We start from the raw sequence: 13,017 nt of genomic DNA, 5'->3' as shown, positions 1-13,017 counted from the left end.
CCCTCCCCCGCCGCGACCCTCTTCTTCCTCGGCGTCAACAGGTTCACGATGTGCTCCGCAAAGTGATCGGGGCGCCGGGCACCGCTCGGGGGCCAGGCACCGGTGGGGAGAAGGGGTCCACCGCCATCGCCAGGGCGGCGGCGACGGCCGGTCCGTCCAGCGCGGTGGCTTCGACACCGAGGCCGGACAAGGCCCGTACGGCGGTGTCGCCGGCGTGCTCGCCGGTGACGACCGCGAGGACCTGCCGGCGCAGCGGATCGCGCTGACTGTCCAGGTCGAGCAGGAACTCGGCGTAGTCGCCGGCGGCGGCCTGCAACGCCGGGTGCGGCAGGCGTGGTGCGTGGTCGGCGGTCGCGTGCGCGTACGCGGTCAGGTCGTGCCGCTGGGTGGCGACGACGATCTGCGCCGGGCCGGTCAGGCTGTTGAGGAACCGGCCGAACCCGTCCAGCAGCGCCTCTTGCTCGCTGCCGGTGCGCAGGTGGATGTTCGTGGTGCCGCAGGCGATCAGGACGCGGTTGTGGCCCTCGCAGGTGAGGACGCCGGTCGGGCTGATCGCCGTGACCGGGGAGCGCAGCGGCGCCGGGACGCTCGGCGTGCCGGCCACCGCCGCGACCGTGCTCGCTCGGGGCGTGCCCGGCGCGAGCTGGCGAGGGCTGCGGGACAGGGCGAATCCGTGCCGCAACCACACATCCAGCGGCAGGCCGTCACGGCGGCCGAGCGCCACCACGATCGCGACGGCGAACACGATGACCCCGGCGACGATCCACGCGATCGGTGGGAGCAGGTGCCCGACGGTGCGGTAGATGCCGGTGCCGGCCAGGCCGACACCGCCGATGATGCCGAGCTGCCGGAACGTCAGCCCGAACGCGATGCGGTCCGGCTCGTTGACGTCAGCCGGTACCACGGCGCGCGGGGTGGTGTCGTCGTGGGTCATCGCCCACCTCGCATCGCGTTACGCGCGAATCGGCCAAGCGGCAGGCGGCGGGTGACTCCCTGGATGACCACCGTGCGTAGCAGAATCCCGCCGGTGTTCGGCGACCCCTTGCCGGTCGTGTACCGGCGCATCATCGCGGGGATCTTGACCGTGACCCAGAGGACAACGATCACCAGCAGCAGGTTGAGGGTGTCCGAGCCGGGCAGGCCGAGCAGGATCGGCAGGTTCGACTCCGGGTCGATCACCAGGTTGATGCCCGCCGAGAAGGTGACCGCCTGCAGCGTGGGTGTGGCCAGACAGCCCAGCAGGGTGCGCCACCACACCTCCGCGGCACCCTGCGTCCACGGGGTCGCATAGCACGCCAGCGCCACCGGCGCGATCCCGGCCAGGACGACCAGCACCCCGATCCGCACGAGCCAGCTGCCGACGAGCATGAATATCAACACGACGATGAGCAGCCCGATGACCACCGTCAGTAGGGCGGCGCTCTCATCGGCCATCGCCGATCGGATGCGCACCCGGGCGAAGGTGACGGCCTCGGTGGTCGGCGCGGATTCGCCGGCGAGCGCCACGGTCAGCGCGTTGGCGATGTCGATGACGGCGGCCGTCAGCGGCACCGCGAACGCCGACAGGACGAACCCGACGACAAGCCGGGGGATGAGGTGTTTGACGGTGTAGCGGGTCTCCACCGAGTCGCCGACCATCGTGGCGATGCCTGCGGTGATGATCGCGAGGATGAAGCAGGCGTTGACGACCAGCGCGCTCTTGCTGGCGATCGACTGGACCTGCGGCAGGACCGTGACGTCCGGTGACAGAAAGATGGAGGACGTCAGGAAGGCCAGCAGCCCGCCGAGAAGGTCGACGACCCTCTCGGCGAGCCAGCTGACCAGGCCGTTCATCAGCCAGATAACCATGACCGGCCGCCTCAGCCGCCGAGGATGCCCTGCAACACCTGCAGGATGACCGGGGACAGCACCGTGAGGGCATAGCCGATCAGCGCGGACTTCAAGTTGCCCTTCGCCTGCTCCACCTGGGCCGGGTCACCCCCGGCTGCCATGTAGCGCAGGCCGCCGATGACCAGGAACATCGTCGCGACGAGCGCGATGATGCCCATGATCCAGCCGGTGATGTTGGCGATGACCTGGTTGATGCTGTTGGCCGCTATCGGCTGCGGCGCGGCGGCGAGGTCGGACAGCACGGAAAGAGTCGTGTGCATGGCGGCGCTCCACAAGGATCTGGGGCCGCCGCGGTGGGGACCAGGGCGATTGACCGGTGTGGTCCGGTCGGGGGCGCTCCTCCCTTGCGTGGGGCGAAGGGATCGCGGTGTCAGGACGCCGCGCCAGCCATGCCGGACCAATGGCCCCGCCGGGTGGTCCCCACCGGGCGGGCATGCCGTGGATGACATGCACCGCTCAGATCTCGACTGTCAGGCCGATCGAACCCTCCATCTACCTGTCACGTCCTGACGAGACCGGTCAGCGCCTGGCATTGCCGCCGGCAAGGCACGGAGTGGACCGCGAGGAGGCCGTCTGGGCGTTCGTCCGAGACGGCGCCAAGCCGGGGGCCGAATGCCAGGGCCCCGAAAACTGGCGTGTAGACACGGCGTGCTCGTTGCGGATGGCCATTGTGGCCAGTCGGATGGTGGCGCGACGACGCCCGCCGACGGTAGGCATGGAGCGTGAAGCGTGATCAAGCTGACGGCGACACGGCGCGGGGTGCGTGCAGGCAGCCCGCCGCCGCGGGTTGCTCGGCGCTCCAGTCGAGGTGGCCGCGATGACGGGATACGGGCGCGACGACGACGAGTGGGACCAGCTGATCGAAGCCGGCCTGGCATTTCTCATCGAGCGGGCACGACTGGAGAAGACGACGACGTACACCGAGCTCAATGCCACGCTCTGCCGACGGACCGGCTTGCGCGGATTCGACTTCGAGCAGGACAGCGAGCGTGCCGCCATGGGGCACCTCCTGGGGTTGATCGTGGATCGTAACCGTCCGACGACCAAGCTCATGATCTCCGCGTTAGTGCAGTACTTGAACGCCAATGACGCCGGTCCGGGGTTCTATGCGTTGGCGGTCGAGCTTGGCATGCTGCCGCGTCGCCCATCAGCCTCAGCGAAGCAGGAATTCTGGATCCGGCAGCTCAACGCCCTATACGCCTTCTATGCGCCTGACCGCCGCAGCGCCTGACCTGTGAAACCCGATGCCCGTCGGGGAAGCCCTGCACGACCCGGCGAGCCCGGCCACTGTAGTCCGCCGTCAGCCTGCGCGGATGGCGGCGAGCTCCTGAGGTTGGCAGACGTCGTCGCCGCCGTCACAGCCATGGGCTACCAGCATCCCGATCTGCCGCGATCCGCGTGCTGCCATGGGTATGCCGACAGACTGTCAGGCCGCGGTGGTGGTCGCGCGGTGACCGGGGATCGGGCCGGACAGGTCGCCGCGCACCACGGCGGCAGCCACGACACGCTCGGCGCGGCGGCGACGCATCCGTAGGGCCGATGCGGTGACGCCCTGCTCGGCGGCCAGGTGTTCGATCAGCGCGTCGCCGAAGCGGGTCGCGCTGATCAGCTCGGCGGCGTCGGCGGTGATCAGGCCGGCGGCGGCTGCCCGGCCGAGCAGCAGGTCCGGATGTCCGTAGGGCATCCGCGGTGACCGTGACCCGCTGGGCAGGTCCAGGGGGAGTTCCTCGCCGTCGTCGGCCTTGACGACTGCCATGCCTGAGCGCCAGGCGGCCCAGCACAGCCGCAGCCACAGCCGGGGCGGAGCCAGGTCCGCGGTGCGCAGCGCGTGGAGGAACCCGGCGAGGACTTCGGAGTCGACGTCGTCGGCGTGCCTGGCCCGCCCGCGGGTGATCTTCGCCGCAAGGTGGGTCAGGGCGGGCAGCGCTACGCCGATCGCGCCGACGACCCAGGCCGGTCCCCACTCGCGGGCGTGGTGGGCCAGTTGCCGCCACAGCTCGTCGGCGGTGTCGCTGTCGTATCGCTGCAACAGAAGCAGCGTGCGCAGCTCGTCCAGCGGCATCGTCGCATCCGGCAGGCCCGGTATCGGGCGGGCGTCGAACACCAGCGGCGCGGGTTCGCAGGTCAGCAACATGAACGCCGTCTCGGCGGTGGTCAGCGCCGTCTCGGCCGTCCTGACATGGGTTGTCGTTGCCATGGTGATGTCCCCCTCGGCGTGGAGCGCGTCGCTTGATGCGACGGCCTCGAGGCCCTCGATTGGGACAGCCCAACCTGACACTGGAGGCCGTTGCCAGACGAGGACAGGCCGTGTCCGACTCTGTCGGGTTCACCGCCGTCAGGGCGGCCCGCGCGCCCGCTGGTCGGGCTGTTGGGCGGTCAGGGTGACGGGTTCTGTCAGGTCGGGGCGGGTTCGATCGGCCTGTCAGCGGCGCACTAGGGATCGTCAGTACGCCCTGCCGGTCCGGGGGCCACCGTGCCCATGACCGATAGACATCCACGCCGCGCGCCGATCCCCGTGGGAGACGTGGTGCCCGGCGACCCGCCCGTGCCGATCACCGTCTGGCCGGTCCCCGCCCCGCAGCAGGGCGAGACCATGTCCAACGCGATGGGCGTGCGGCTGGTCCACAACCTCACCCACCCGTCCGATCTGATCATCGACCTGGCCGTGGGGCCGCAACTGGCCCGCGCGGTCATCGCCGCGCACCGCCGCACCCACCTGCACGCGCCCCGGCAGGTCGGCTGGGGTCGGGAGGCAGCCGCCCTGATCGTCACCGGATGGCCGGTCGACGACGCTGCTTCACCCGTCGACTTCTTCGCCCGATGCCGCACCAACCTCACGCCGGGCGGCTGCATCGCAGTGCTGCTGCCGCACGGCGACGTCATCGCACCGGTCGACGTCGTCATCGCCGCGAAACGGGCCAGGCTGGCGTACCTGCAGCACATCGTGGCCGCCGACCGACTGCCTCGGCGTGGCCGGCGGGCGCAGCTGGACATCCACACCGACGTCCTGATCCTGACCCGCAGCGTGACGAAGACCGGCGCAGCCGATGGTTGACTCCCTGCCGGTCACCTCGGTGTGGCTGACCTGCCAGCAGCCCGCCCGGGACCAGCGGCGAGGCCGCTACGTCCCGCAGACCTCCAGTCATCCCGGGAAGATGCTGCCGCACCTGGCCGTGCACGCGATCAGCTCGTACACCGCGCCGGGGGATCTGGTGTTCGACCCGATGTGCGGGTCCGGCACCACGCTGGTCGAGGCGATGCACCTTGGCCGGCAGGCGATCGGGATTGACGTCGAGCCCCGGTTCACGCAGCTGGCTGCCGCCAACGTTGCCCTCGCGGCGTCGCAGGGTGCTGCCGGCACGGCGCAGGTGCACACCGGCGATTCTCGGGGGCTGCTCGACATGGTGCCCGCGTCCGCGGTCGGTCGGGTGAGCCTCGTGCTCACCTCCCCGCCGTATGGACGCGGGACTCACGGCCTCGTGCACACGACGAGTACCGGGGTCCGCAAACGTGCCCATCACTATGGGGATCGGGAGAGCGGCAACCTCGCCTATGCGGGATGGTCTCGCTTGCTCGAGGGGTTCGCCGTCATCCTGGCCGCCAGCTACCAACTCCTGCGTCCCGGCGGGATCGTGGTGATCACGTGCCGGCCGGTACGCCGCCAGCGGGACGACTTGATCGACCTACCTGGCGAACTGCTGGCCGTCGCCCAGTCGGTCGGGTTGGTACCGGTGCAGCGGTGCGCGGCGATGCTCGCCGCCGTCCGTGACGGGCAGATCGTGCACCGGGCCAACATGTTCGGACTCCTCGCCGTCCGCCGTGCCAGGGACGAGGGCATCCCCGTGCATCTGGTGGCGCACGAGGACGTGTTGGTCCTGCGGCGGTGGTGAGGGATGCCTGGGACGGTCAGGAATCCTGACGGCGCCGGGCACGTCCGAAGCCGGGCGGTTGCCGCCGAGCGGGAGTGGCGGGGGGCTATGGCCGCCCGGCTCGAGGTATGAGGCGTTCACCACCACCGTCCGCCACGCTTAATCTGGGCTGCTGCGGTGACGGTCAGACAGTGGGCGGCCCGGCTCCCGGGTTACCAGCTGCCCGCCCGATGGCTGACGGGGGAGTCCGATCCGGAGCACAGCGGGACCGGGCGCCTCGATCCGGGCGATGACTTGCCGACCCGTGTCCCGGCGCCGGTCGCGTGGAGCGGTACGCGGCAGCTGCCGCTGTCCGCAACGTCCTGCGGCCGGGGTACCGGTGCGATGAGCAGACCTGACAGGAGCGCGGGTATCGCCGGGCTGTCAGGTTCTGCCAGGAGGCCGAGCCTGACAGCCCGGCCGCCGGGACTCCCCGCGCGACTAGCCTGAACGCTCACCTTCCCTTTCCATGTGCTTCTGATCTGACGCCTCCCGCGACGGCATCGCGCCCACCATTTCCGGTCGGCAGCCGCCGCCAGCCTTGGATCTGGCACCCACAACCCACGCCCCTCGCCCCACGCGACCGGGGCGACATCCCCTATCGCTTCAGGCGGCCACCATCCGGTGGCCGCCTTCTTCATGTCCGAAGGAGGACAGATGCGTCACCTGACGCACCGCGCCGGCCACCGCAACGCCACCCCGCCCGACCTCCTCAGCGGTGCCGCCGTACTCGCCAGCGAGAACAACGGCCCCCGTCCGGCTCACCCCACGGCACCGGCTTCCTGCGCTGAATCCGTCATGGACACCCACCGGGCCACCGCCGACGATCGGGCAGCGCAGCGATGACCGACGAGAGCCTCGCGCACCAGATCCGCACCCTGCACACCGAAACGATCGCCGCCATCGAGCAGCGGCAGACCCTGGCCGTCGACGTCCGCTCCGCACTCATCACCGCGCTGCACAACAGGCTGATCTGCCGGCCTGGCTGCGAGGACGCCCTGGACACCTGGGGTCTGGAACCGCTGCCGCAACGATGGACCATCTCCGCCCACGCGCAGCTGTCGCACACGCGGTCGCACACCAACCACGACGAAGCCCGCGAGCAGGCCTGCTTCGGCGTACCAGACGATCTACGCCTGCTTCAGCCAGCGATAGCGGTCTACCCGCGCCACGTCATCGACGTGACACCGGTGATCGAAAGCGACCAGCCTGGACCGCAGGAGTACCGCATCACCGCGCAGGTCACCCTCCACACCTGGGTCACCGCGACCCGGGAAGCCGCCGCCTACGAAGCCGCACGCGCGATCCTCGAGGGCCACCTGCGCGTGCTGGCTGACGCCGGCTTCACGGTGACCGGGCTGGCGTGGCAGGCCGCCCACGGCCCCGACGACGTCCCGCACGACGACATCGACACCGACGCGGGAACCGTGGATGGCGCGGCACAGCTGCCCGAACTCGCAGGCGACCTCACCGCGGCGATTGCCGCCCGTGACGCGGCGGTGCAGGCCCTCAACGAGCTGCGGCGCAGCATCCGCGCCCGCGCGATCCGCGCCCTGATCGACGACGAGATCGGTGGCATCTATCAGCACACCGCCGAGCGGATCGACCGGTTCCTGGTCGACCTCGGCCTCCACGGGCTGCCTCGGGCACATCACGTCACGGTGGTCGCCGACCTGATGCTGCCGGTTGGCGCCGGCACCGCCCGGGAAGCCTGCGACGCGGCACGAGACGTGATGCGGGCGGCCACCACCAGCGGCCCGGTCGAGACGCGGCCATGGACCGCGTACGGCTGGACCATCCCCGAGTACGCCACGTGCGACCAGGACGGTTGGCGGATTCCGTGGCGGCACGAATACGAGATGCAGCTTCGCGGCCACGCCACCTCCGGCGACGCGACGGCGGCGGCCGAAGCCCTCGCCTGCGCGGACCTGACCCGGGCGCTGCCCGGCATCGACCTGGTCACGGTGACCGCCAGCGTCGAGACCGTCGGTATCGACCTCTACCTCGACCCCGACCGCGACTGAACCCGCCACCTGCCCGACCCGAGACTCCCATTGGAGGTCATCATGTCGTTTCCCGACAACAAGCTGACCGTGCGATCCCCAGCCGACCTGGTGACCGCGGTGCCCTACCTCCTCGGCTTCCACCCCGCCGACGGCAGCATCGCCGTGATCGCGAGCAGGGACCGCCGGATCGTCTTTGCTGCCCGCAGCGACCTGCCCGCCCCCGGCGCCCCCGCAAGCCACCTTCTCGACCTCACCGCCAACCTGGTTCCGGTCGTGCGACGGCAGCAGCCGATCTCCGACCTTATCCTCGTCGGATACGGAGACGCCGACCGCCTTGACCCGGCGCTGCACACCGTCGGCGAGGCGTTCACCGCCAGCGGCATGACCGTCCGGGACCTGCTGCGGGTCACCGGCAGCCGAATCGTCAACCTCACCTGTCACAACCCGGCCTGCTGCCCACCGCAGGGAACTCCGTTCGACCCCACCGCCTCACTCGTGGCCGTGCAGGCAACCGCCGCCGGGCTGGTCGCGCTACCGGACCGGGCAGCCGTGGCCGCCCGGTTCGCGCCCGTCAACGGCACCGCCCGCGACCGTATGCGCGACGCCACCCGTGCGGCAGCCGACCGCCTGACGACACTCAACGCCACCGGCGAGACGGGCATGGACGCCGCCGGCGCGCACGCGGTCCGCGGCGCGCTGCGACAGCACGACGGCGGCAACCGTCTCACCGACGACGAGGTGGCCTGGCTCACCCTGCTCCTGAAGCGGCCCTCGGTGCGGGACCGTGCCGTCGACCTCACCCAGCCGCACGACGGGCACGTCACGTTCTGGGCCGAGGTCACCCGCCGCGCCGAGGAGGCGCTCGTTCCGGCACCGGCCACCCTGCTCGCCGTCGCCGCGTGGCGGTGCGGTGACGGCGCTCTGGCCGCCATGGCAGCAGACCGCGCCCTGCAGGTCGACCCCACCTACCAGCTCGCCGACCTGCTGCGGCAGGCGCTGCACGCCGGACTCCCGCCATCGGTGTTCGCGCAGGCATTCACCACCGGCCGAACCAACCCCGCAACCGAGTAGCCGAACCCCCCCACCAACAGGAGGACCACGATGGATTCCACTCGCAGCATGCTGCTCGCCCTCGCCAGGCACGCTGAAGAAGCCCGGCTGCGCTGGAACGCCGAACGCGCCGCCGTGCGGGCTCGCGGCGCAACCCTGGCCCGCACCGAGGCGTACGCCTACCACGTCCAGGCCAACCTGTGCCTGATCACCGCCATCGGCGCGGCGAACCTTCCAGCGAACTTCCGCATCTACGACATCACACTGTCCCGCGACCCCCTCGCCGCAGCCGAGCAACTGCATCAAGTTGCTGTCGCCTACGACCACAGCGGCCCGATCGAGGCCGCACACGAGGCAGCCCGCCTGGCCTACAAGAGCGCACTCGCCGAACCCGTTACCGCACCGGAACAGCAGTACATCGACCTGCTCGCCGCCCTTCCCGCCGCCCGCCGCGACAAGATCGTCGATCTGGCCGAGGAACGCGCCCGCCACCTGAAGGCATGAGACCCGTCCGGCGGCCCACCGGCTCTCCGTTGCCGCCCGCAAGGCCACCCGATCATGGCGCGACTCGCACCAGACGGGGTTCGGCCGCACCCCCTGCGAAAGGAACCGATGAGCGTCTACACCCTCACACCCAGACCCGGCTACGAGCGCTACACCATCCAGGTCGGCTGGAACCCACACCGCACCTACTTCGCGACCGTCGTCGACTTCGCCTGGGACCTCGTAACCGACCACGACAACCCACCCGACACGGTTCGCATCGGCCTGATCGAGACGATTCTCGACCCCACCGAGGTGCTGCTGGCCGTCGAACCCTACGCCGACATCCCGGCTGACCTGGCCACCACACTGCGCGCCGACCAAGCCGCGCACCCCGTGCGCCGCTAACACGAACACCCGAGGCCCGCCGTCGCACCGACGCCAGGGCCGCATCGCACTCGCAGAGAGCACCTTCTGGTTCACCGGCCAGTCGTTCGGCGCTCCTCGCGAACCCCATTCGCACGATCCGAGCACGGGCAGGGCGCCGCGCCCCGATTCACCGACACATCACGGCGCGACGGAGCACCCACGGCTCGCGGCGGCTGGCCATATCGCCTGAGTAAGCCACGCCGACCCGGGGCCTCCGGCACCGAAGTAGCCACGGCCGTGCCGCGAACCGAGCGGCACAAGAAGGAAGAACGGCCCGCCACACGGCGGGCCGTCGCATCCAGGACCCGGGACGCCCGCCTAGGAAACGACGCGTCCCGGGTTCTCCATGAGATGGAGGACTCCAGTGTCCCTACCAGTGATCATGATCGCCACCACCTTGGTGGCGTTCACCCTCGGCGGCCTCACCATGTGGCCATTCATCCACCAACTCCGCAACCGACTCGACGACGCCACCTGGCGGCTGCAGCACGACCCGGTCACCGGCATGCTCAACCGCACCGGCCTGCTCGCCGCACACGCGCCCCTCACCGGCGCCGACACCGCTGGCCCCATCATCGTCGTCCTGATCGACCTGGACGACTTCAAGCCGGTGAACGACACCCACGGCCACGGCCGGGGGGACGAGGTCCTGGCTGCGATTGGCGGCCGCATCGTCGACATCGCCGCACTCCACGGTGGAATCGCCGCGCGGCTCTCCGGCGACGAGTTCGCGGCACTGCTACCCGCCCGTACCGACGACCTGGCCCGCATCGGCGACACCTTCGTCGCCCTGATCTCCGAGCCCGTCGAATTCACCGCGGACGGCAAGCCCGTCACGGTCACCGTCACCGCCAGCGTCGGCCTGGCGCTCGCCGACACCACCGACCCCTTCGAAGAGGTGGCCCTACGCCGCGCCGACATCGCCATGTATCACGCCAAGCACAACGGCCGGAACCGCCACGCCATCTACGAGCCGGGCATGGTGATGCCCGCCGCCGGGCGTCGTCGAGGACCTCGCCTTCGCGACCGCCAGCAGCTCACCGACGAGGTGACGGCATGACGGCCGCGCCCGAGGAGATGGCCTGCCAGATCTGCCTCTCCCCACTGAACACCCTCGGTACACCACCCACCTACCTGCACCCGATCCAACTCGCCACAGATGGACATGGACACGAACCAGTGCCGGTCCCGGTCAGCCAGCTTGACACCGTGCAGAGAACCTGTGACTTCTGCGGGGACCCGTACCCGACGTGGACGCTCGTCGGTGGCGACGTCGCAGCCATCGCGATCGGCACCGCCGGGGGACTGGTGCAGAACTTCGGCCAGGCATGGGCGGCGTGCGCGACGTGCCAAATGCACATCGACGACGGCAGAAACGACAAGGTCGTCGACCGAGCGGCGCAGGCACTGGGCCGAGGCAACCATCCCGAGGCGCGAGAGCGCATCCAGCAACTGCACCTCGCGTTTCTGAACGCCCGGGTCCCGGGACGAACGCTCATCATGACGACCGCCTGGCCCGCCACCGCCATCACCGCCCGCGACCTGCCAAAGGTGCGCGACCGGCTCACCCACTTCTACCGCGCTGGCGACGATCTCCCATTCGCGTCGGCGTCCACCGACCAACGTCGACAGATCGCCGACGGCCTGGACCGCGCAGGCTTGTACTGGATCGACGCCGACTTCACCGACCTGGCCGAGTACGCCGCTCAAAGGTTCCTCGACGTCACCATCAGCCGTGACCTCATGCCTTCCACGGATGGACTGCTCGTGTGGTCACAGCCGGTGACCCGCCGACAGATCGCCGCCGCATCCTGGACCGCTAACAGCGACAGCTGGCAACTCATCAACTACCGCACAATCGGCGGGGGACTGGACGGCAAACCGCTCCAGCGACTACGCGAACAGGTCGGTTGGCTTGCCCCCATGAGCTCCTACCAGGTCCACGAACAGCACATGCTGCCCGGCAACCACCCAGCCGCGCCGCTGGTCGCCACATGGCTGCTGATCGCACAGCAAGCCGCCGAAATCACGACAGCAAACCTCGACAAAACCGTACGCAAGACCTACGCCCGCACCAACCGCCCGGCACCAGAGGTCCGGATCGTACGCATCCGTGCCAACCGCGGCACCACACCGCCCAGTACGCGATCGGCGCCTCGCGACTCAGGACGCTCCCAGACCAGCCGGTTCTGGGTGTCGGGCCACTGGCGCAACCAACCATACGGGCCGGGCCGAACGCTACGCCGTCCCGTCTACATCAGCCCCTTCCTCAGGGGCCCAGAGGAGGCGCCGATCAAACTCAGCACCACCGTTCGCATGCTCAGCAGCCACAAACCGAAGCCTGAGGATCATGACTAGCTTGCGATGACCAAGTCGTGGCAGGGGCTTGGCCCCTGCCACGACTGATAGCAGGAGCCCTTCCGAGTCGGTAGCTGCCAATGATTCCAACATCGGCTGACGTGACTGGTTCGATCCCAGTATCGCCCACCGTAGATATATGCAGGTAAGAAGCCCGTCATCGGAATTACCGGTAACGGGCTTCTCCGCTGATGCCCCTTAAACCGGGAGCAGATTGGGAGCACGGCGCTCCCGCCCTTGGTCGGGCTGGTATCCCTATTGCGCTCACGGGCGTTCATTGCGGTGTCCTGCCTCGGGTCCGTCGGTTGGCAAACTCCACGACAGCACGGGGTTTTACCCGGCTGGAAGCCCTACACGTCCACGTCGACTCCGCCGTCGCCTGTGCGACGAGCAGTGGTTGGAACTACGAGAAGGGACTCGTGGTCACCCGGTCCGGGCAACGGTCGGCGTGGGCCCCCTGCCCAGAGGTCAAATGGGCGCGTTGCTCGACCAGGACGACCTGATCAAGCAACTCACTCGCATGCTCAACGCGCTGACGGCGCTGGATCTACCTCACAATGACCTCGTCGTACCCGCCATCGGGCTCGACCCCGCCACCATGATCTCCTACGGCACGGTCAACGTGCCGCGCAACACCGCCAACTTCGGGTTCGGGCAGATCGTCCGCAGGACCAAGCGAGGCATCAACCAATTCCGCTCGCGCCGAGATCAGTCACCGCGGGCGCTGCGCCGGCCGGCTCGGCGATTGCTGCCCGAAAGATTGAGTAGGCGGCTGCAATAGATCCTTCGGGTACTGCTTCGGCATGGCGGCGATCTTCTCAAGTCAAGAGGCCTCCACCAGCACCGGGGCAGTTCAGTAGCTCGATCAGGATGAAGGAACCCTGGGCAAGCGA

At 69.5% G+C, this 13,017-nt stretch carries 14 protein-coding genes; 10 read left to right on the top strand and 4 right to left on the bottom strand.

Translation table 11 applies throughout. The features are described 5' to 3' along the window. Positions 1 to 43: 43 nt before the first annotated feature. Genes GA0070609_RS16915 through GA0070609_RS16905 form a run of 3 tightly spaced genes read right to left on the bottom strand, consistent with a single transcriptional unit; the run spans position 44 to position 2,132 of the window. Entirely contained in the window at positions 44 to 934 is an 891-nt protein-coding gene (locus GA0070609_RS16915) for a PrgI family protein (protein WP_088994671.1), read from the bottom strand. Continuing rightward, on the bottom strand, positions 931 to 1,833 hold the full coding sequence (locus GA0070609_RS16910) for a conjugal transfer protein TrbL family protein (RefSeq protein ID WP_231928314.1): 903 nt from the start codon (positions 1,831 to 1,833) through the stop codon (positions 931 to 933). The genes GA0070609_RS16915 and GA0070609_RS16910 overlap by 4 nt, the downstream gene beginning before the upstream one ends. Before the next feature lie 26 nt (positions 1,834 to 1,859). Continuing rightward, positions 1,860 to 2,132 (bottom strand): pilin, encoded by a 273-nt coding sequence (locus GA0070609_RS16905; protein ID WP_231928313.1) that lies wholly within the window; start codon positions 2,130 to 2,132, stop codon positions 1,860 to 1,862. A 575-nt stretch (positions 2,133 to 2,707) separates the two neighbouring features. On the opposite strand from GA0070609_RS16905, the gene GA0070609_RS16900 reads away from it, so the two are divergent. Then, complete coding sequence (locus GA0070609_RS16900) at positions 2,708 to 3,121, top strand: hypothetical protein (RefSeq protein ID WP_088997788.1); 414 nt, start codon at positions 2,708 to 2,710, stop codon at positions 3,119 to 3,121. 195 nt (positions 3,122 to 3,316) lie between these two features. On the opposite strand, the gene GA0070609_RS16895 is transcribed toward GA0070609_RS16900, so the two are convergent. Then, positions 3,317 to 4,087 carry a hypothetical protein gene (locus GA0070609_RS16895; protein ID WP_088994668.1) on the bottom strand — a complete coding sequence of 257 codons (771 nt, stop codon included), beginning with the start codon at positions 4,085 to 4,087 and terminating at the stop codon, positions 3,317 to 3,319. A 330-nt stretch (positions 4,088 to 4,417) separates the two neighbouring features. Here GA0070609_RS16895 and GA0070609_RS16890 point away from each other — a divergent pair, with 330 nt between their 5' ends. The 9 genes from GA0070609_RS16890 to GA0070609_RS16850 all read left to right on the top strand — a co-directional run bounded on the left by GA0070609_RS16890 (position 4,418) and on the right by GA0070609_RS16850 (position 12,905). Then, on the top strand, positions 4,418 to 4,945 hold the full coding sequence (locus GA0070609_RS16890; RefSeq protein ID WP_088997787.1) for a hypothetical protein: 528 nt from the start codon (positions 4,418 to 4,420) through the stop codon (positions 4,943 to 4,945). Continuing rightward, the gene (locus GA0070609_RS16885; RefSeq protein ID WP_088994667.1) at positions 4,938 to 5,780 is read left to right on the top strand and encodes a TRM11 family SAM-dependent methyltransferase; all 843 of its coding nucleotides are present in this window, start codon (positions 4,938 to 4,940) and stop codon (positions 5,778 to 5,780) included. Before GA0070609_RS16890 ends, GA0070609_RS16885 begins: the two co-directional genes overlap by 8 nt. 860 nt (positions 5,781 to 6,640) lie before the next feature. Beyond that, a complete protein-coding gene (locus tag GA0070609_RS16880; protein ID WP_088994666.1) occupies positions 6,641 to 7,822 on the top strand; it encodes a hypothetical protein in 1,182 nt (393 codons plus the stop codon). Between the two features lie 42 nt (positions 7,823 to 7,864). Next, positions 7,865 to 8,875, top strand: a complete 1,011-nt coding sequence (locus GA0070609_RS16875; RefSeq protein WP_088994665.1) for a DUF4192 domain-containing protein — start codon at positions 7,865 to 7,867, stop codon at positions 8,873 to 8,875. Between the two features lie 48 nt (positions 8,876 to 8,923). Next, the gene (locus GA0070609_RS16870; protein ID WP_088994664.1) at positions 8,924 to 9,358 is read left to right on the top strand and encodes a hypothetical protein; all 435 of its coding nucleotides are present in this window, start codon (positions 8,924 to 8,926) and stop codon (positions 9,356 to 9,358) included. Between the two features lie 108 nt (positions 9,359 to 9,466). Next, entirely contained in the window at positions 9,467 to 9,745 is a 279-nt protein-coding gene (locus GA0070609_RS16865) for a hypothetical protein (RefSeq protein WP_088994663.1), read from the top strand. 421 nt (positions 9,746 to 10,166) lie between these two features. Further along, complete coding sequence (locus tag GA0070609_RS16860) at positions 10,167 to 10,826, top strand: GGDEF domain-containing protein (RefSeq protein WP_231928312.1); 660 nt, start codon at positions 10,167 to 10,169, stop codon at positions 10,824 to 10,826. Further along, a complete protein-coding gene (locus tag GA0070609_RS16855) occupies positions 10,823 to 12,124 on the top strand; it encodes a hypothetical protein (RefSeq protein WP_157748226.1) in 1,302 nt (433 codons plus the stop codon). Before GA0070609_RS16860 ends, GA0070609_RS16855 begins: the two co-directional genes overlap by 4 nt. Positions 12,125 to 12,605: 481 nt before the next feature. Beyond that, entirely contained in the window at positions 12,606 to 12,905 is a 300-nt protein-coding gene (locus GA0070609_RS16850) for a hypothetical protein (RefSeq protein ID WP_172899352.1), read from the top strand. Positions 12,906 to 13,017: the final 112 nt, after the last annotated feature.

The organism is Micromonospora echinaurantiaca, assembly GCF_900090235.1.
Classification (GTDB): domain Bacteria; phylum Actinomycetota; class Actinomycetes; order Mycobacteriales; family Micromonosporaceae; genus Micromonospora; species Micromonospora echinaurantiaca.
This window is presented reverse-complemented; position numbering and strand designations above follow the sequence as displayed.

Bases quoted from the DNA above. Each gene is read 5' to 3' on its own strand.
- GA0070609_RS16900 (WP_088997788.1), top strand. From the start codon at position 2,708: ATGACGGGATACGGGCGCGACGACGACGAGTGGGACCAGCTGATCGAA.
- GA0070609_RS16915 (WP_088994671.1), bottom strand. From the start codon at position 934: ATGACCCACGACGACACCACCCCGCGCGCCGTGGTACCGGCTGACGTC.
- GA0070609_RS16910 (WP_231928314.1), bottom strand. From the start codon at position 1,833: ATGAACGGCCTGGTCAGCTGGCTCGCCGAGAGGGTCGTCGACCTTCTC.
- GA0070609_RS16880 (WP_088994666.1), top strand. From the start codon at position 6,641: ATGACCGACGAGAGCCTCGCGCACCAGATCCGCACCCTGCACACCGAA.
- GA0070609_RS16875 (WP_088994665.1), top strand. From the start codon at position 7,865: ATGTCGTTTCCCGACAACAAGCTGACCGTGCGATCCCCAGCCGACCTG.
- GA0070609_RS16895 (WP_088994668.1), bottom strand. From the start codon at position 4,087: ATGGCAACGACAACCCATGTCAGGACGGCCGAGACGGCGCTGACCACC.
- GA0070609_RS16865 (WP_088994663.1), top strand. From the start codon at position 9,467: ATGAGCGTCTACACCCTCACACCCAGACCCGGCTACGAGCGCTACACC.
- GA0070609_RS16855 (WP_157748226.1), top strand. From the start codon at position 10,823: ATGACGGCCGCGCCCGAGGAGATGGCCTGCCAGATCTGCCTCTCCCCA.
- GA0070609_RS16885 (WP_088994667.1), top strand. From the start codon at position 4,938: ATGGTTGACTCCCTGCCGGTCACCTCGGTGTGGCTGACCTGCCAGCAG.
- GA0070609_RS16870 (WP_088994664.1), top strand. From the start codon at position 8,924: ATGCTGCTCGCCCTCGCCAGGCACGCTGAAGAAGCCCGGCTGCGCTGG.